The 18,339-nt window shown below is 38.8% G+C and carries 18 protein-coding genes; 4 read left to right on the forward strand and 14 right to left on the reverse strand.

The window, feature by feature from the left end:
- Nucleotides 1-35 precede the first annotated feature (35 nt).
- The 3 genes from N780_RS01465 to uvsE all read right to left on the reverse strand — a co-directional run bounded on the left by N780_RS01465 (nt 36) and on the right by uvsE (nt 3,100).
- Entirely contained in the window at nt 36-1,031 is a 996-nt protein-coding gene (locus N780_RS01465) for an LLM class flavin-dependent oxidoreductase (RefSeq protein ID WP_036779108.1), read from the reverse strand.
- A gap of 117 nt (nt 1,032-1,148) precedes the next feature.
- Nucleotides 1,149-2,063 (reverse strand): formate/nitrite transporter family protein, encoded by a 915-nt coding sequence (locus N780_RS01470; RefSeq protein ID WP_036779110.1) that lies wholly within the window; start codon nt 2,061-2,063, stop codon nt 1,149-1,151.
- A 68-nt stretch (nt 2,064-2,131) separates the two neighbouring features.
- Nucleotides 2,132-3,100 carry a UV DNA damage repair endonuclease UvsE gene (uvsE, locus tag N780_RS01475; RefSeq protein ID WP_036779113.1) on the reverse strand — a complete coding sequence of 323 codons (969 nt, stop codon included), beginning with the start codon at nt 3,098-3,100 and terminating at the stop codon, nt 2,132-2,134.
- 119 nt (nt 3,101-3,219) lie between these two features.
- Here uvsE and N780_RS01480 point away from each other — a divergent pair, with 119 nt between their 5' ends.
- Nucleotides 3,220-4,305, forward strand: coding sequence for a nitric oxide synthase oxygenase (locus N780_RS01480; RefSeq protein ID WP_036779115.1), 1,086 nt, complete (start codon nt 3,220-3,222; stop codon nt 4,303-4,305).
- Between the two features lie 75 nt (nt 4,306-4,380).
- On the opposite strand, the gene N780_RS01485 is transcribed toward N780_RS01480, so the two are convergent.
- Nucleotides 4,381-4,905 carry a type 1 glutamine amidotransferase domain-containing protein gene (locus tag N780_RS01485; protein WP_036779118.1) on the reverse strand — a complete coding sequence of 175 codons (525 nt, stop codon included), beginning with the start codon at nt 4,903-4,905 and terminating at the stop codon, nt 4,381-4,383.
- 209 nt (nt 4,906-5,114) lie between these two features.
- On the opposite strand from N780_RS01485, the gene adh reads away from it, so the two are divergent.
- A complete protein-coding gene (adh, locus tag N780_RS01490; RefSeq protein ID WP_036779121.1) occupies nt 5,115-6,635 on the forward strand; it encodes an aldehyde dehydrogenase in 1,521 nt (506 codons plus the stop codon).
- Nucleotide 6,636: 1 nt separating this feature from the next.
- Entirely contained in the window at nt 6,637-6,966 is a 330-nt protein-coding gene (locus tag N780_RS01495; RefSeq protein ID WP_036779123.1) for a DUF779 domain-containing protein, read from the forward strand.
- A gap of 37 nt (nt 6,967-7,003) precedes the next feature.
- Here the strand turns inward: N780_RS01495 and N780_RS01500 are convergent, their stop codons facing one another.
- The 10 genes from N780_RS01500 to N780_RS01545 all read right to left on the reverse strand — a co-directional run bounded on the left by N780_RS01500 (nt 7,004) and on the right by N780_RS01545 (nt 17,023).
- Nucleotides 7,004-7,195 carry a YfhD family protein gene (locus N780_RS01500; protein WP_036779125.1) on the reverse strand — a complete coding sequence of 64 codons (192 nt, stop codon included), beginning with the start codon at nt 7,193-7,195 and terminating at the stop codon, nt 7,004-7,006.
- Nucleotides 7,196-7,282: 87 nt separating this feature from the next.
- Nucleotides 7,283-7,984 (reverse strand): 3D domain-containing protein, encoded by a 702-nt coding sequence (locus tag N780_RS01505; protein ID WP_036779128.1) that lies wholly within the window; start codon nt 7,982-7,984, stop codon nt 7,283-7,285.
- Between the two features lie 256 nt (nt 7,985-8,240).
- The gene (panF, locus tag N780_RS01510) at nt 8,241-9,683 is read right to left on the reverse strand and encodes a sodium/pantothenate symporter (RefSeq protein ID WP_036779130.1); all 1,443 of its coding nucleotides are present in this window, start codon (nt 9,681-9,683) and stop codon (nt 8,241-8,243) included.
- Nucleotides 9,680-9,961, reverse strand: coding sequence for a YhdT family protein (locus tag N780_RS01515; protein ID WP_036779132.1), 282 nt, complete (start codon nt 9,959-9,961; stop codon nt 9,680-9,682). Before N780_RS01515 ends, panF begins: the two co-directional genes overlap by 4 nt.
- Nucleotides 9,962-10,164: 203 nt before the next feature.
- Nucleotides 10,165-12,336 (reverse strand): PAS domain S-box protein, encoded by a 2,172-nt coding sequence (locus N780_RS01520; RefSeq protein WP_036779135.1) that lies wholly within the window; start codon nt 12,334-12,336, stop codon nt 10,165-10,167.
- Nucleotides 12,337-12,480: 144 nt separating this feature from the next.
- Nucleotides 12,481-13,359 carry a DUF1206 domain-containing protein gene (locus N780_RS01525; RefSeq protein ID WP_232299473.1) on the reverse strand — a complete coding sequence of 293 codons (879 nt, stop codon included), beginning with the start codon at nt 13,357-13,359 and terminating at the stop codon, nt 12,481-12,483.
- A gap of 209 nt (nt 13,360-13,568) precedes the next feature.
- Nucleotides 13,569-15,194 carry an ABC-F family ATP-binding cassette domain-containing protein gene (locus tag N780_RS01530; RefSeq protein ID WP_036779138.1) on the reverse strand — a complete coding sequence of 542 codons (1,626 nt, stop codon included), beginning with the start codon at nt 15,192-15,194 and terminating at the stop codon, nt 13,569-13,571.
- Nucleotides 15,195-15,319: 125 nt separating this feature from the next.
- Nucleotides 15,320-16,102, reverse strand: coding sequence for a sulfite exporter TauE/SafE family protein (locus tag N780_RS01535; RefSeq protein ID WP_036779140.1), 783 nt, complete (start codon nt 16,100-16,102; stop codon nt 15,320-15,322).
- A 137-nt stretch (nt 16,103-16,239) separates the two neighbouring features.
- On the reverse strand, nt 16,240-16,719 hold the full coding sequence (locus N780_RS01540; RefSeq protein WP_036779142.1) for a DsrE/DsrF/DrsH-like family protein: 480 nt from the start codon (nt 16,717-16,719) through the stop codon (nt 16,240-16,242).
- 79 nt (nt 16,720-16,798) lie between these two features.
- Entirely contained in the window at nt 16,799-17,023 is a 225-nt protein-coding gene (locus tag N780_RS01545) for a sulfurtransferase TusA family protein (protein WP_036779144.1), read from the reverse strand.
- A 177-nt stretch (nt 17,024-17,200) separates the two neighbouring features.
- On the opposite strand from N780_RS01545, the gene N780_RS01550 reads away from it, so the two are divergent.
- On the forward strand, nt 17,201-18,292 hold the full coding sequence (locus N780_RS01550) for an NAD(P)/FAD-dependent oxidoreductase (RefSeq protein ID WP_036779147.1): 1,092 nt from the start codon (nt 17,201-17,203) through the stop codon (nt 18,290-18,292).
- Nucleotides 18,293-18,339: the final 47 nt, after the last annotated feature.

Consider the following 18,339-nt stretch of genomic DNA (forward strand, 5'->3'; position numbering starts at 1 on the left):
ACGCTAAAAAACGGAAAGGGTCTACCCTTTCCGTTTTAAGACTGAAAAGCATCTGCTATTAGTTTATAAGACTGTTTTTTCTTTTCGAAATCATAAATATTGGTGATTAGTAGCAGTTCGTTTGCGCGGTATTTATGTGCAAGCGTTTCAAGTCGCTCCTTCACTTCATCAGGTGTCCCGATAACGGCTCTTGACCGGTTTCGTTCAATCTTTTGCAGCTCATCACTAGTAAAGGTGTGTTTTTTTACTTCATCAATAGGCGGAACTCTTGTTTCCTTTCCTTTTTCGACTTGAAGAAGCCACATATCCTGACTTAATGCTAATTCTTCCGCTTCTTTCTTCGTTTCAGCGCATACAACAAATATGCAAGCATTAATAGCAGGCTCTTTCCTTCCAGGTGAAGGGCGAAAACGCTCTAAATAAGTTGTTATGGCTTCAGAAGACTGATCTGGGCTAATAAAGTGGCCAAACGTAAAGCCTGTCCCGTTTATAGCTGCATGCTTAGCGCCTCGTTCTGATAAACCTAGAACCCAAGTCTCAGGATTTGTAGAGGTTTTAGGAGTAGCCACAACCCCTTTATATGGATGATCGTCAGGCAGTGTGTTATATAGATACCCATGTAAATCTTTCACTTGCCGTGAGAAAGCACTGAGCATTTTTTGTGTTCCGTCTGTAAGAGCTAAACGCGTCTTCTGCCCTCCTCCAGGAGATCTTCCGAGACCAAGATCTATGCGACGAGGAAACATAGCTTCAAGCATTTTGAAAGTTTCAGCTACTTTCAAAGGGCTGTATTGAGGTAATAGAACTCCTCCCGATCCAACTCTAATCCTATCTGTTGAGGAAGCAATACGAGTAATTAATATCTCAGGTGCTGTACTGGCGAGTCCATTAGTATTGTGATGTTCCGCAACCCAATATCGATAGTATCCGAGTTTTTCGGCAAACTGGGCTAATTCAATCGTGTTTTGTAAGGTTTGTTCAGGTGTATTTCCTTTTGAGATAGGAGCTTGGTCTAGTATGCTTATTTTCAAAGCGCTCCCTCCTTCACTATAGTGCTTCCATTGTATTTTGCTACACAATGTACAAGATTTCGAGTTGTTTGCTTAAAGGCAATAATAAAGGGCAACTATAAAGTTGCCCAATTCGCGCTATTCTTTCTTATTTAAAGCTGTTTGGATATCATCTTTATAAGCATATGAGAAAATAAGAGACACGAATATGGCGCCGCCTATTATATTTCCTATACTCGCTGGGATAAGATTTAAGAGGAGAAATTCATACCACTCATACTTATCTGATGATAGAATCCCCATGCTAAAGTATCCCATATTTGCTGCACTATGCTGGAAGTTTCCGGCTACGAATAAGACAACTGGTAATGTTGTCCCTAGAATCTTTCCTGTTAAATCCCTTGCTGCAGTTGTTAAGAAAGCGGCCATTCCTATTAACCAATTGGCCAGGATGCCAGATACAACTATCTGAAACCAACCAATCCAGCCATGGTCAAGAAACTTCATCTTCTTATCTAAGTACATGGATAACTCTGTATAAAAAGAGTTTGATAATGATGAAGAAAGTTGAATTAAAACAGCAACGAACAATGCTCCGATGATGTTCCCTATATAAGCCGAAAACCAAAATTTGAGTATATTCTTTTGTTTTTCCATCGCGTTAAACACATAGGTTGGTAACAATACGTTAACTTCCGTAAAAAGGACAGAACCAGATATAAATACCATTGCGTAACCTGCTGCAAATCCAAATCCGGAAAGAAGATGATAGAGACCTTTCACTTCTACTTCGATTGCAAGAAGAATTGAAAATAGTGCTCCAAACGTCATAAATGAACCTGCTGTTAAGGCAAGAATAAATTGAGACCGAAATGGTTTAGACAGATGATCTTTCCCTTTTTGAGCAAATTCACTTACAATTTGAGAAGGAATATAAAATTGCCTTCCTGGCCGATCGGGGTTTGTTCGGGATTCAATTGTAGTTCCTGCATTTTTATTTTCTTGTTCTTCTTCCACTGTTGCTTCATTGTTATTATGTTCGTTTTCCGACATGTCTCATCCCTCCACTTCCCTCGGCTATTCCCTATAAAGATGTATTTTAATCACATGAAAGCCATTTATTATTCATTGAGATGGAATATGGAGGGTGTTTCCATAGTTATAGATGAGTCTTCGTGGAGTTGGTGACTTAATGTAAATAGAGCTTCATCTTTTTGTTTTGCTTCAATCATACAGTCAATTTTGTTGGTCGACCCTGAAACTTGTTGGAGGAAAGTTTTAAACATTTCATAGTCAATAAGATCTGCATGACTTTTAAATTCCTCTGTACTTTTTGGACTGGAGATGTGCATTTTCAATGGCATAGGAGAATGCTCCCAAGTACCAACGATCCTCTCCCAGTGTTTAGTCCAATCTGAATCATTGTGGTTTGCCATATGATGGTGAAGATCAAATATAAAAGGTATGTTTAACTTCTCACAAACATATAAACAGTCCTCCATGGTAAATACTTTGTCGTCGTTTTCAAGCATAATCATTTTTTGTATACCAGAAGGCACATAAGCCCAGTTTTCAATAAATTGTTCAAGAGCTTTTTCCTTATCTTGATAAGCTCCTCCAAGGTGAAGGACACACCGGTGAACTGGGTCTATCCCCATTCCATGCAGTAAGCGGTAGTGATATTTTAAAACCTGAAGAGAAAACTTAAAGGTATCTTTGTCTGGGGTATTGAGAACGACGAAATGATCAGGATGGAAATCGATTCTCATTTCTTTCTCTTCCGCAAATTTTCCAATCGCTTGAAGATCCTCTTTTAGAGGTTGTATATAGTTCCAATCTGAGAGGTTCTCATGAGTAGCTAATGGTACAAGGCGAGAACTCATTCTGAAAAAAGTTATTCCAGAAGCAACAGAATGCTTTAAGAGCCTTAATGTATTTGAAAGATTAGACTGAGCAATTCGCTCAAGTTTTCTTATAGCTGCTTCACGATCCTTTAGCGCAGAAAACTGGCTATAAGTCATAGTTTGAGACGGGGAAGCATTTTGAACATGAACGCTCATGGCCACATATCCTAATCGAAACTGAGTCAAGATCTCATCTCCTCAACGGTTTGGTATAGTTAGTTTTTTCATAAGACAAACGGTTTATGTACAGTAATCCATGTATGGTACAATCAGCATAAAGAAACATCTAGTGGAGGTAAATGTGAGTGAGCACAGATTTATTTCAGCAAGCAGAACGATTTATACATAGATGCTACCGTGAGCTAGGGAAAACGGAGCAAGAGATAGACGAGCGCCTAGCTGAGATTCAAGAGCAAATTGATAATTCGAATCATTATGTACATACATATGAGGAACTAGAATACGGAGCGAAAATGGCATGGCGTCAGAGCAATCGCTGTATTGGAAGGTTGTTTTGGGACTCGTTATATGTCTTCGATTACCGTGAGAGCTCCTCAGCAGAAGAAGTGTATGAAGCTTTATGTAATCATTTACGTTATGCTACGAATGAGGGCAAAATCAGGTCAACCATTTCTGTATTTAAGCCACGTAAGCATGCTCAGGATCCGATTCGCGTAATGAACCATCAGCTTTTAAGGTATGCTGGTTATGAGGAAGGTGGCCATATTATGGGTGACCCTGCTTCAATTTCATTTACAAAATACTGTCAATCTCTCGGTTGGCGTGGTGATTATACTTCGTTTGACCTCTTGCCATGGGTCATTCAAGTAGACGGCCAAGATCCCGTCTGGTATGAAGTCCCTAAATCGCTAGTGAAAGAAGTTCCCCTAACCCACCCTCATTATGAATGGTTTTCTGACTTACAATTAAAGTGGTACTCCGTTCCGATTATATCGGATATGATGCTTGAAATTGGTGGAATTGAATATGTAGCTGCACCTTTTAATGGCTGGTATATGGAAACGGAAATAGGTGCGAGAAATTTAGCAGATGAATTTCGATATGATTTGCTACCAAAAGTTGCTACTAAAATGGGATTAGATATAAGAAGGAACCGGTCCCTTTGGAAGGATCGGGCGTTGCTAGAGTTAAATGCAGCGGTTCTTCATTCATTTAAAGAACATGGTGTGAGTATTGTTGACCACCATACAGCGGCAAATCAGTTTCAATTATTTGAAGAGAAAGAACATGCATGTGGCCGCTCAATAACAGGGGATTGGACATGGTTAATCCCGCCTATCTCTCCAGCTTCAACCCATATCTTTCATCAATCATACGATGATACTGTGAAGAGCCCTAACTTTTTCTATCAGGCCCCACCCTATGAATGACTTAGATTTTTAAGAGCTAATACAATAAACAAACCGCTTAGATTGTATCTAAGCGGTTTGTTATGTTCTAGGCAGTTATTTTGTTTCTAATACCTTAATAAATTCTCTCATATAGTCAGGAAGATCAGGAGGCCTGCGACTTGATACAAGATGACCATCTACTGTGACAGCCTCATTAACCCATTCGGCTCCCGCGTTCATCATATCGTGCTTAATACCAGGAGTACTTGTTACACGTTTGCCCTTTAAAATATCTGCGGAGATAAGGACCCAACCCGCGTGACAAATCTGACCGATGACTTTTTCATCTTCATTCATACTACGAACCATCGTTAGGATTGATTCGTATCGACGAAGTTTATCGGGGGACCATCCACCTGGAACGAGTATCGCATCATAATCACTAGCTTGTACATCTTCAAATGAACAGTCCGAAGTAATAGGTACCCCGTATTTTCCTTTATATTGTTCATTTGCCTTCTCCCCTGCGATGTGAACTTCTGCTCCTTCTTCACGCAGACGTAAAACAGGGTACCACAGTTCAAGATCTTCGAATTCATCACTTACAATTTGAATAACTTTTTTTCCTTGTAATTTCAAAAAGGATCGTCCTCCTTACTTTAACTTCTCTTCCTATTTAACATGATTCAATCTTTCAATGCAATGAAGAAGAAAAAGTGTTTTTACTTGCATAAATTTATCTGAAAATTTAGAATAAATAAAGAGAGTATCTTTAGTAGCGCAAATAAGAAGCTCCCGCTTTTTTGAAAGCGCTACCAAAATTGTACATATTAATGGGAGGTATAAGAATGATTTATGCAAATCCAGGAGAACAGAATTCAAAAGTATCTTTTAAAGAACGATATGAGAACTATATTGGCGGGAAGTGGACAGCCCCTGCTAGTGGTGAATATTTTAAGAATGTCAGTCCTGTTAATGGTAAAGCCTTTTGTGAGGTGGCAAGATCAACTGAGGATGATATAAACCTAGCCATAGATGCAGCTGAAGAAGCTAAGGTGGCTTGGGGGCAAACCTCTACTACTGAACGCGCAAATCTTCTAAACAAAATAGCGGATCGAATGGAAGATAACCTTGAGGTGCTAGCTGTAGCTGAAACATGGGATAACGGTAAGGCAGTTAGAGAAACACTTGCGGCTGATCTTCCACTAGCAGTTGATCATTTCCGCTATTTTGCTGGTTGTATACGAGCACAAGAAGGGTCAATAGGTGAAGTTGACGGAGACACCATTGCCTATCATTTTCATGAACCACTTGGAGTGGTTGGACAAATCATTCCATGGAATTTCCCTATCTTAATGGCTACTTGGAAGCTGGCTCCAGCACTTGCTGCTGGTAACTGTGTAGTGTTAAAGCCTGCCGAACAAACCCCTGCTTCCATCATGGTTCTAATGGAACTTATTGAAGACATACTCCCACCAGGTGTGATTAATATCGTAAACGGCTTCGGTGTAGAAGCAGGAAAACCTCTTGCACAAAGTGATCGCATTTCTAAGATTGCGTTTACTGGTGAGACAACAACAGGACGTTTAATTATGCAATATGCATCTCAAAATATTATCCCTGTCACTTTAGAGTTAGGTGGGAAATCACCAAATATATTCTTTAAAGATGTAATGGACCAGGATGATGACTTCTTAGATAAAGCGATTGAGGGCTTTTTGATGTTTGCTTTAAACCAAGGTGAAGTATGTACTTGCCCTTCACGCGCCCTTATTGATGAGTCGATCTATGACGAGTTTATGGAGAGAGCACTTGATCGTGTGAAGCAGATAAAACAAGGCAACCCTTTAGATACTGAAACAATGATCGGTGCTCAGGCATCAAGTGAGCAGCTTGAGAAAATCCTCTCCTATCTAGAAATTGGTAATGAAGAAGGTGCCGAGTGTCTAGTTGGTGGGAGTAGAAACACATTAGAGGGTGACTTAAGGGAAGGATTCTATGTAAATCCAACTATCTTTAAAGGATCGAATGATATGAGAATTTTCCAAGAAGAGATTTTTGGTCCTGTTGTTTCTGTGACTACCTTTAAAACAGAAGAAGAAGCAATGAGTATAGCTAACGATACCCTTTATGGATTAGGTGCGGGTGTATGGACCCGTAACATAAATACCGCTTATCAGTTCGGACGTGGTATTGAAGCGGGACGAGTATGGACAAATTGTTATCATGCTTACCCTGCTCACGCTGCTTTTGGTGGATATAAGATGTCAGGAATTGGACGTGAGAACCACAAAATGATGCTGTCTCATTATCAACAAACTAAAAATATGCTTGTTAGCTATAGTCCTAAAAAACTAGGATTTTATTAAGATGGAGCGTGTTAAAGCAACTGATTCAGCACTTGCGCTTATTGAGAAGTTGAAATCTAAACATGGTCCTCTCTTATTTCATCAGTCAGGCGGGTGTTGTGATGGTAGTTCACCTATGTGTTATCCACAAGATGACTTTTTAATTGGTAAAGCTGATGTACATTTAGGCGAAATTGGTGGCTGTCCATTTTACATGAACAAAAAGCAATATGAATATTGGAAACATACAATGCTCATTATCGATGTAGTTGATGGTCGAGGAGGGATGTTCTCACTAGAAGGTCCAGAAGGTGTTCGTTTCTTAACTCGTTCAAAGATCCTGCCTGAATAGAGGGAAAGGCTGTTCCGTTATTGGAACAGCCTTTTCTTTATTTCTTATGTTGTTTTGCACGCTGATCCGCTGCTTGCGACCGCTCTTGTGCTTTACGGTCTGCTTCATCAGCAAATTCTTGAGCGAATTCTACGTCACGTCCATCTTCCACAAGATCTTGTTTAGGTGTTTGGGAAAGGTCACGTGTTTTATTTTTGTTTTTACCTTTTTTACTTTGTCCTCTTGTCATGAAGAATCACCTCACCTGAGATTATAGAGCTGTAAATGCCCCTTCTTAATATGTGTTAATTGGTGAGGGTTATGAGAGAAATTTATCTTATTGATATACTTTCACTGTAACGCTCTTTCTTCCCCATTGAATGGCTTCTTCATAATCTGGTATGAAGACATCAATAGCATTTCCATAAATACTGCCACCTATGTCCTCAGCTGTTGCATATCCATATCCTTCAACCCACACAGTAGAGCCTAGTGGAATTACATCCGGATCTACAGAAATCACTTTTTGATCTGGATTCGCTTTTAAGTCTACACCAGTCGCCGTTATGCCTGAACACCCTGCACAGTTTGCTGTATATGCCGTAGCCGTTGCTGTAAAGGTTTTAACAACATCTCCCTCGTCTCCATCAGATGTTGTTTCTTGAGTCGTTGAATCGATAATAAGCGTATCACCGGGATGAATAATTGTTGATGATAGCTGGTTCAAGGATTGTAACTCTGAGACGGTAAGATCATATGTATTCGCAATTGCCCATAGAGAGTCGCCAGAACGCACAGTATAGGTTTTGGCTTCATAATCAGATGAATAATTACTAATAGTAAGTTGATCACCAGGATAAATGATATTGGAGTGTAGCTCGTTCCAATCTTTTAATTGAGTAACTGAAACATTATGCTGAACAGATATGCCCCAAAGCGTATCTTCACTTTGTACCGTTATATTCTCTGCAGATGCTTGTCCGGTAACAGAAACAGATAATCCGGCTGCAGCTACTATGGTCAGTATTTTGTTTTTCATGTGTAAGTCCTCCCGAGGTTTGATGGTTCTTATCTCCATCAAACCACAGCATATTTCAAAGTACAATCGGATAACAATCCTATTTTCTAAAATCAATATTTATCTGCCTTATAGTAGATCCCGTTCTTATGAATCCCTAACATTGAATCCTTTACCATAAAAACGTAATTAATGGATAAACTATAAGAAGATCACCCTATATATGTTAACAAAAAAACCTCTGGTCAAATTAAAGAAACCAGAGGTTTTTTACTATTTAAAATCGGTGCTCAGTTACTTTGTGTTGCGTAAATAAACTTACAAGTACATAAACTACCAATGAAGACAGAACAGGCAGCACAACCGTATGCATCCCGAACAAAGGTGTAGTTGTCAATTGATCTATCGCAATGTATGAACCAATTCCTACTACCATGGAAGATAATGCTCCATATTTATTGCCTTTTGACCAATATAACCCCATAACAATAGGCCATATGAAAACGGCTTCTAACCCACCAAATGCAAATAAATTTAACCATATAAGAAGGTCAGGTGGGTTTAATGCCATTAGAAATACGAGAATACCAAGGACCGATGTAATGGTAATACTTAGCTTTTTCACTCGTTGGTTACTAGCATCTGGCTTCATGTAATTAAGATAGACATCTTTAACAATGGCTGAACTAACAAGAAGTAACAGGGAATCAACAGTAGACATAATAGCAGCCATCGGAGCAGCAAGCACGATGCCAGCTAGCCATGGTGGTAATACTTCCTGAGCGATAAGTGGCATGACTTTGTCTCCTACTTCAATACCAGGAAGAATAGGTCGAGCAAACACACCAATTAGATGCATATTTAACATTATAAAACCAACTACAATCGTTCCAATTATAAGTGCACGATGCATTGCTTTAGAACTGTTATAAGACATTGCTCTTACAGTTACTTGAGGTAATCCCACAACCCCAACACCAACTAAAATCCAGAAGGAGGATACATAACTTGGAGTAAGATCAAGGTTGGATCCGTATGGTGTTAATAGGTTTGGGTTTTCGGCCGATAGATCTGCTACAATGGAGGAAACTCCGCCTCCGGCAATTATAGTGGCGACAAGAAGGATAAGTGTTCCGAAGAACATGACAATACCTTGGACTGTGTCAGTTAAGGCAACAGCCCGAAAACCTCCTATAATAACGTAAACTAAAACGGATAAAGCAAATAAGAAGAGTGCGCTTGTATATGATAGTCCTGTAATAGATTCTATAAGTCTTGCTCCACCGACCCATTGAGCAGCCATGGCAGAAAATAGAAAGATTATGATGCTCAGAGCTGAGGTAATGACCACCCATTTGCTGTTATACCTTCCCTTTAAAAAGTCAATAAGAGTGACTGCATTATATTTTCTGGCCATGATGGCAAATTTCTTCCCAAGAATCATAAGAACAAAGTAGCCAGTAGCCACTTGGCTCATGGCAAGTAAAACCCAGCCAAGACCCTGAGTATAAGCAACTCCCGGACCTCCTACAAAGCTACTTGCACTTCCGTATGTAGCAGTCATGGTCATCGCTAGAATGAAACCACCGAGCTGCCTCCCTCCTAGGAAATAGTCCTCCAAGAAATTCTTTGAAGCGTGTAATTGACGACTGCTCCATAACCCGATGAAAAAGATTAACATCAAAAATAGTAGTAATGGGATGATAACAGATAGATTCATTCTGCTCCCCCTTCCTCTTCATCAAAGGGAACCTCTTTAAACCATACAGTAACAACGAATGTAACAAGAATCGTCATCAAAATAAACCCACCTATACAGCTATAGACAAACCATGAAGGTAAGCCCCATATATAGGAATAATCTTCAGGAGCTTGATCGCCTAAACCGTAAGCAAAACCGTACCACCATACAAAGTTAATTATGGCTAATCCGACACCAATAAGGGCTTCACGATGAGCTATTTTAAACCTGGGGTCGCTATTTTTGTTATTATCCACATAGGTCCCTCCTCTTTTATTAATGTTCAAATATTATTTTATTTAAAATAAACACAACCCACAAAAAATCGACATAACGGTACTTGGTGGCATTAGTTATCATATCGGTTTTTTTTCCGTATGAAAAGATAAAAGTTTATGATTTTATATGAAAAAAGAAACGACTTATGTGCCGCTTCTTTTAAAAGGTGATTCTTAGATGTTTATTCGTCGTTAGTAGTGTGGAGAGGAAGGGAAACGATAAAGGTTGTACCTTCTAATCTCCTGCTCTCTGCACGAATAGTACCATTGTGACTCTCTATAATTTTATATGACATCATTAAACCTAGCCCATTTCCGTTATCTTTAGTGGTATAAAAAGGCTCTCCAAGCTTTTGTATTTGTTCTTCCGGAATACCCTCACCTGTATCTTGAACAAACACATTGATGTATTTTTCTGATGTTTCTAAGAAGACCTTCACCTCTCCCCCTGCATGGTTCGCTTCGATCCCATTTTTAATTAAGTTGAGGAAAACTTGCTTTAATCGGTCTTCATCACAATAGATCGCTGGTGATTCGGGGGGATCTTTAAAGATTAGAGAAACTTTGCTTTTCCTTGCTTGGTAATCAAGCAACGATAAGACGTTTTGAAGGATAGGAGTAATACTCTTTTCTTCTAAATGAACTGCTTTTGGCTTGGACAAAACCATGAATTCTTCAACTATAACATTCACACGTTCAATCTCATCAACAATGATATCAAGCAATTCCCGTCTTGTAAGGTCTTCTTCATCTAACTGAAGATATTCAGCATATCCCCTCATAGAAGTAAGTGGGTTGCGAATTTCATGTGCTACTCCTGCAGCCAATTGACCTACAGCTGCTAGTTTATCTTGACGATGAAGTACTTCTTCGGTTCTCTTTCGTTCTGTGATATCGTTTCGTATCGCCAAATATTGATAGGGCTTTCCATTTTCGTTCATAAAGGGGATGATCGTCGTATCCACCCAGTAAAACGTACCATCTTTCGCCTTATTTCGGATTTCGCCGCGCCAAATGTGCCCTGTTCCAATTGTTTTCCATAGCTGTTTAAAAAATTGAGGAGGGTGATAGCCAGAGTTCAGAATTCGGTGATCTTCTCCTAATAATTCCTCTCGATTATACCCGGAAATTTCACAGAATTTATCGTTCAGGTTATGTATAACCCCCTTCTCATCTGTAATTGCTACAATGGTTGATTGGTTAAGAGCAAATTCAATATCCTGAACTTCTTTCAGCGCATTCTGTAATTTGTGTTCTGCTTCCTTTCTTGTTGTAATGTCAGATCGAATCGCAATATATTGATAGGGCTTTCCTTTCTTATTAAGAAACGGAACAATCGTAGTATCTACCCAATAATAAGATCCGTCTTTTGCTTGGTTTTTGATTTCATCTTTCCAAACTTGACCAGCTCCTATTGTCTTCCACATATTTTTGAAGAAATCTTTTGAATGATAACCAGATCCTATAATTCTATGATCCTGACCAATAAGTTCATCTTCTCTGTATCCGGATATCTCGCAAAACTTCTGATTTACATACGTTATAAATCCTTTAGAATCCGTAATAGCAACAATAGAAGACTCATCAAGAGCAAATGTAATATCTCTCAAATATGTATCTCTTGAAGCTAATCTTGTATTTAAAAGCGTGCTTGAAACAAGAACACCTGCAATAATTAGTACAGACATAAATAGGAGAAAATAGATGGAAAAAGAATACTCACCTGTTATTGGTAATCCTGAAGTATTTATTGTCTCATCAAAAGATACAGACTTTGTTAACAAAAAGTAGCCTTCTACAATTGCTCCTGTGATGATCATAGAGCTTATAGGCTTCAACCATGGATTTTTAGAATATATGATATTTTTGTAATAAAATAAAATCCATAATGCCAATAGAAATGATCCATATAGAAGTAACAAAGACCAAACAAGGATAAATGGTTCATAGTATACCGCGGACTTTAAGGTATACATCCCGGTAACATGAGTGGCAAATACGCCCATAGTTAAGAAAAAGCTGCCAATAATCAGGTTCAATATTTTTATGGATTTATTCGTCACAAAGTAAAAGGAGATACCAGCAAACGAAATGCCTAACCCCACTGACAAAATTGTAAGTGGAACTTGATTATTTATGACATTATAAGAATCTGAAGATAACATGGTAAGGAAGTTCATAACCCAGATTCCAATTCCCATAGAAATCATACCACCTATAAATAGAAACTTGCCATTACGTTCAGATGTCTTATACAAGGTGAATAAGTCTAATGCAGTATAAGAGGTCATTAGCGTTAGTAGAATTGCAATTAAAAATAAAATCGGACTATAGGAAGCTAACATCGATTCCATCATAGGCCCCCTTCTTTTGAGGTTTCTCCTACCATTGTACTGGAAACCTTATCCTTATAAAAGCTTATTTAGTTGACTATATGATTGAGTGACAAAAAAATCCCCCTCTATTATAAGAGGAGGATTTTCGTAACTACTCATTGCCTATGAGATTTTTAAGTGACGGTTTTTCCCTTTTAGAATCTGGAAAATGCCGAATAGTGCAAGACCAATAGAAACAATTCCTAGTAACCACTTGCCATAGGGTTGAGAAGCTAGCTCAGATAACGCAGCATCAAGTCCGGTTGCTTGCTGAGAGCTCGCAGTCATCGCCATTTGAATGAAGAAATAACCGATAATTAACATCACGACCCCTCTGGCTAGTAACCCAAATTTCCCTGAGCGTCGAACGAGTTTCTTCTCACCTTGATTCATTTCACCAAATTTAAATTCTTTCTTGAATTTTTCAGTCATACCTTTGTACATTTCATATAAACCATATCCAATGATTACAACACCAACTGCTCCAATAATCCATTGACCTGCTGGTTGGGATAATACTTTAGCAATAAAGGATTGCTTAGAGTTACCTGATGACCCTCCTGATGATCCCAATGAGCTAGAGGCAAGCGAAATGGCTTTATAGGCTAAGGCACCATAAATAATTCCACTGATTAAGTAAGCTATGCGCATTCCGATACCTGAACCATCTTTTCCTTTATGTTCAGGATCTTTAACAACTTGAATGATTCTCCACATAACATATCCTATTAATCCAACTGCAGTAATCCATAAAATAACGTTTCCATAAGGTTTACTCGCAATAGTAGCTAAGGCACCTTTCGTTCCTGTGGTTTTTCCACCACTAACTCCTAATGCAGCCATTAATGATAATATTCCAAGTAATACATATACAGCACCTTTAGCAGTATAACCAAACCGGGCAAATCCTCGTAACCAAGGCTTAACATCCTGACTAGCTTCGTCGGCTTTCTGTTCAGTACGTTTAGCAGCGCGTTTTGCGTCGTTCATAGCACCTGCCATTATAATCACTCCTTTTTTTGTGTGATACTCTCCTTTCCCCGTTCAAAAGAAATAAGAAACCCTTCTTCTCCTAAAATAGGTACAAGGTGCTACTATGTCTTATTCCATTTAAAGAATAGTTCATTCATTTATTTCTATCTTCCCTAGAGAAAGAATGAGCAACAACAAAAAAAGCTTGGAAAGTTCTCTTTCCAAGCTTTTAGGCTACTTTATGATGTTTGCATTAATTCCTTACGCTGTTGTTCGACCTTTTCATCGTTAATATATTCGTCATATGACATATATTTATCAATCAGACCATTTGGTGTGATTTCAATGATACGGTTTGCGATCGTGTCAATAAATTGGTGGTCATGTGATGCGAATAACATAGAACCTTTGAAGTTTGTAAGCCCTTCGTTTAAAGCCGTAATAGCTTCTAAGTCCAAGTGGTTGGTCGGTTCGTCCAACAGAAGAACGTTTGAACCGCTTAGCATCATCTTAGAAAGCATACAACGAACTTTCTCTCCACCTGATAGAACGCTTGGCTTTTTCTTCACTTCTTCACCAGAGAACAACATACGCCCTAAGAAGCTTCGTAGGAATGTTTCCGTTTGATCATCAGGTGAATACTGTCGTAGCCAATCTACTAACGTTTGATCATCTTTTTGGAAGAAGGCTGAGTTATCTTTAGGGAAGTAACTTTGTGAAGTGGTAACGCCCCACTTGTATGTTCCCTCGTCTGCTTCCATTTCCCCCATTATAATCTTGAATAGAGTTGTTTTCGCGATCTCATTATCGCCTACAAGCGCAATTTTATCATCCTTGTTCATTGTGAAGGATACGTTATCTAATACTTTTACGCCATCAATTGTCTTTGTAAGTCCTTCTACTTTTAGAAGATCATTTCCAATTTCACGGTCAGGTTTGAACGCTACATATGGGTAACGACGGCTTGATGGTTGAATGTCATCTAGCGAGATCTTATCAAGTAGCTTCTTACGAGAAGTAGCCTGTTTAGATTTTGATTTATTCGCACTGAAACGCTGAATAAATTCTTTTAGTTCTTTAGCCTTTTGCTCATTTTTCTTGTTCTCTTCTTTTGCTAACTTTTGAGCTAATTGGCTAGATTCATACCAAAAATCGTAGTTTCCGACATAAATCTTAATCTTACCAAAGTCAAGGTCAGCAATGTGTGTACAAACACTATTTAAGAAGTGGCGGTCGTGTGAGACAACGATAACTGTACCTTCAAAGTTAATTAAGAATTCTTCTAGCCACTGAATGGCACGAATGTCCAGGTGGTTAGTAGGCTCATCTAGAAGAAGAACATCCGGGTTACCGAATAAAGCTTGTGCTAATAGCACTTTTACTTTCTCTGAACCAGTAAGGTCAGCCATCTTCTTGTCGTGAAGATCTTCTGAAACGCCAAGACCAGTTAATAATCGAGCAGCATCAGATTCAGCTTCCCAACCGTTCATCTCTGCAAACTCGCCTTCAAGTTCTGCAGCACGCATACCGTCTTCTTCAGAGAAATCTGCTTTCATATAAATTTCATTCTTTTCTTGCATAACTTCATACAGGCGTTTATACCCCATCATAACAACTTGCATCACATCGTAATCTTCATATTCAAAGTGGTTCTGCTTAAGAACAGCCATACGATAATTCGATGCTAAGGATACGTCTCCAGATTGGGATTCAATTTCTCCGGAAAGAATTTTTAGAAATGTTGATTTACCAGCACCGTTCGCGCCAATTAGACCGTAACAGTTCCCGGCAGTAAATTTTATATTGACGTCTTCAAATAATTTCTGATCGCCAAATCGTAAACTAACGTTATTAACATTAAGCATATGGGTTGTATTCCTCCAATATTTAAATGGTACCAACGTGATTATATCACTGTGAGCTCAATATAGATAGTGGTACAACAAGAAAAAGGAGACGAGCTCTTACTGAACGTCGTCTCCTCCATTATTTACACTCCAAAGAATTCTAACCATATTTTTACTGCACTTCCTAAAATCAAAAGCGCAAGTATTGTTTGTAGAACTTTGGTGTTCATTTTCTTTGCTGCATTGGCACCCAGTGGTGAAGCCAGCAGACTGGCTACGATCATAATAGCAGCTGGTCCATATTCTACTTGCCCCGTTGTAACCTTACCAATGGTAGCTCCAATTGATGAAATAAATGTTATTGCAAGAGAACTTGCGATCGTCATTCGCGTAGGAATCTTTAAGACTACCAGCATAATTGGTACTAAGATGAATGCCCCTGCTGCACCTACAATACCAGCTCCTACACCAGTAACGAATGCTAAGAGAGATGCTAAAGCTTTTGGAAATGTTACTTCATTCATTTTCTCATCGTCAATACCTTTTTTAGGTATAAACATCATAATAGCAGCAATAGTGGCTAGTAAGCCGTAAACTAGGTTCACACCCGTATCAGACATTAACCTAGAGCCGTAACCTCCTATAAAGCTACCGATTAAGATACTAATTCCCATATAAGCAATAAGCGATTTATTTAAGTAGCCGCCTTTTCGATAAGCCCAAACGCCTCCAATTGTAGCAAAGAATACTTGTAAAGCACTAATTCCTGATACTTCGTGTGCTGTAAAAGCTGTGAATCCTAATAATGGAGGTATATATAATAACATCGGGTATTTAATGATAGAGCCACCAATTCCAACCATACCGGAAACGAATGATCCTATGAACCCAATGAGGAAGATTGTGATAATAAAAGAAAATTCCATGTCGACTCAGGCCTCCCCTATTCCTCTAACACTGAACAATACCGATCCAATAAAAAGATCAGTTCCCTATCTTACCTTGTGCTTTCTCAAAAGATTGGGAGCTGATCTTTTAATCGGACTGACCTAATTGAGGATAATTAAATAAATAAGTTCACATTTCCGTCTTCTGCATCTGCAAGGTAAGCCGCTACACCAGCATAGGTAATGTCATCTAATAACTCTGCTTTTTGGAAACCAAGCAGATCCATAGTCATTTGACAAGCAACAAGATTAATCTCTTGCATTTGAGCCATCTCAATAAGGGCTGGTAATGATGTGGTATTGTGTTTTTTCATTACTTTTTTAATCATTTTAGGACCCATTCCGGCCATATTCATATTGGATAGTCCCATTTTGTCTGCACCACGTGGCATCATTTTTCCAAACATTTTTTCTAGAAATCCTTTTTGTACATCAACCTGTTCATCTTTACGAAGAGCGTTTAAGCCCCAAAACGTATGGAAGATTGTCACTTCGTGGTCGTAAGCTGCCGCTCCATTTGCAATAATATAGGCAGCCATCGCTTTATCATAATCACCGCTAAATAAGATGATGTTAGTCTTTTTTGTAGTAGACATCTATAGGTTCCTCCTTTTATACTAATACAAGTAGGGGTATGGAAGAGAGTGTTTTCTCCTCTCCCATATCCACTATTTATTATCCTTTACGGATCCAGAACGTAATAACTCCATCTTCTTCTTTATGATCCACTACTTCATGTCCGCCAGATTTAGCCCATGCGGACAAGTCTGCAACGGCACCTTGGTCTGTTGTGTGCACTTCTAGCACATCTCCAGTGTTTAAATCCTGGATTGATTTTTTTGTTTTAATAATTGGCATTGGGCAAGCCATTCCTTTAACGTCTAATACTGTTGTATTCATTTTCATACCTCCAAGTTGTTTTTTTGTTTCTTTTAATACCTATATGGGTATCTTAATATGAATTCACAGAAACGTCAACCCCCCAGGGTATATTATTGCGTGAAAAGCTCGTGTTGGTTTAGAACTTGTATATCTGATATAGTTTGAGGCAGATGAGAATAGGAGTGAATACAATACATGAACCGATTAGTATTAATTGGTGCAGGCCATGCACATTTACATATTATTGATCAGCTACGTAATGAACAACTTCCAGATACAGAAGTTATCCTTATTTCCCCGTCTCCATATCAATATTATTCAGGAATGTTTTCTGGATACGCCGAGGGGTTATATAATGAGGAAGATATCAGGGTGTCGCTTCCGCAGTTATGCGAGAAAGCTTCGGTTGATTTTAAAGAAGAGTTTATCGTCTCAATCGATGCAGAGCAGAAAATTTTACTTACCGATCAGGGGAACGTCCTCTCTTATGATGTTGTTTCATTTGATATCGGATCACTTACAGCACATACGGATATAAAGGGCGTTAAAGAACATGCCAGACGTATAAAACCAAATTATCATTTCCCTGCGATGGTGGATGAAGTACGTCAGACCGATCACCTATCAATAGTCGGTGGTGGTATAGCAGGTGTTGAACTAGCTTTATCCCTACAGTCCTATCGAACACACCATAACGAGGGGAAAGATATCACTATTGTAAGTGGTACTGAACGATTACTACCTGGAGAAACAGAAGACATCTCGAAAAAGATCGAACGAATTGTAAAAGGTAAAGGCATAAAGCTCCAAAAAGGAAGTCATGTTACTGAGATGACAAATGATAAAATCTATACGGATCAAGGTACTGAGATAAAATATACAGATGCTCTCTGGTTAGCAGGCCCCAAAGCTCCTGGTGTGTTTAAACAATCAAAGCTTCCAATCGATGACGGGGGTTATCTTCAAGTAGAATCAACATTACAAGTGAAAGACCATCCTTCAATATTTGGAGCGGGAGATTGTATCAGTCTTTCTGAAAATCCTGACCTTCCAAAGAATGGAGTATTCGCCATACGTCAAGCTCCTATACTTTGGGAGAATATTAAAGGGTTTCTCTCCACAGGTGATGGGAGCCATTACATTCCCCAGCATAAATGGCTTGCGATCATGTCCATTGGTCATAAAGAAGGCTTTCTTCTCTATGGTAAATGGTCTTATAAAGGGAAGATTGCCTGGAGTTTAAAGAATCGTATCGATCGTAAATTTATGAACCAATACCAAACATAAATAAAGCGAGCCTACCCTTAGGCTCGCTTTTTTATTTTGGTTATTAC

The sequence above is a fragment of the Pontibacillus chungwhensis BH030062 genome, assembly GCF_000770675.1.
In the GTDB taxonomy this organism is placed as follows: domain Bacteria; phylum Bacillota; class Bacilli; order Bacillales; family BH030062; genus Pontibacillus; species Pontibacillus chungwhensis.

Bases quoted from the DNA above. Each gene is read 5' to 3' on its own strand.
- adh (WP_036779121.1), top strand. From the start codon at position 5,115: ATGATTTATGCAAATCCAGGAGAACAGAATTCAAAAGTATCTTTTAAA.
- N780_RS01505 (WP_036779128.1), bottom strand. From the start codon at position 7,984: ATGAAAAACAAAATACTGACCATAGTAGCTGCAGCCGGATTATCTGTT.
- N780_RS01520 (WP_036779135.1), bottom strand. From the start codon at position 12,336: ATGGAATCGATGTTAGCTTCCTATAGTCCGATTTTATTTTTAATTGCA.
- N780_RS01550 (WP_036779147.1), top strand. From the start codon at position 17,201: ATGAACCGATTAGTATTAATTGGTGCAGGCCATGCACATTTACATATT.
- N780_RS01500 (WP_036779125.1), bottom strand. From the start codon at position 7,195: ATGACAAGAGGACAAAGTAAAAAAGGTAAAAACAAAAATAAAACACGT.
- N780_RS01525 (WP_232299473.1), bottom strand. From the start codon at position 13,359: ATGGCAGGTGCTATGAACGACGCAAAACGCGCTGCTAAACGTACTGAA.
- N780_RS01470 (WP_036779110.1), bottom strand. From the start codon at position 2,063: ATGTCGGAAAACGAACATAATAACAATGAAGCAACAGTGGAAGAAGAA.
- N780_RS01495 (WP_036779123.1), top strand. From the start codon at position 6,637: ATGGAGCGTGTTAAAGCAACTGATTCAGCACTTGCGCTTATTGAGAAG.
- N780_RS01545 (WP_036779144.1), bottom strand. From the start codon at position 17,023: ATGAATACAACAGTATTAGACGTTAAAGGAATGGCTTGCCCAATGCCA.
- N780_RS01530 (WP_036779138.1), bottom strand. From the start codon at position 15,194: ATGCTTAATGTTAATAACGTTAGTTTACGATTTGGCGATCAGAAATTA.
- panF (WP_036779130.1), bottom strand. From the start codon at position 9,683: ATGAATCTATCTGTTATCATCCCATTACTACTATTTTTGATGTTAATC.
- N780_RS01540 (WP_036779142.1), bottom strand. From the start codon at position 16,719: ATGTCTACTACAAAAAAGACTAACATCATCTTATTTAGCGGTGATTAT.
- N780_RS01535 (WP_036779140.1), bottom strand. From the start codon at position 16,102: ATGGAATTTTCTTTTATTATCACAATCTTCCTCATTGGGTTCATAGGA.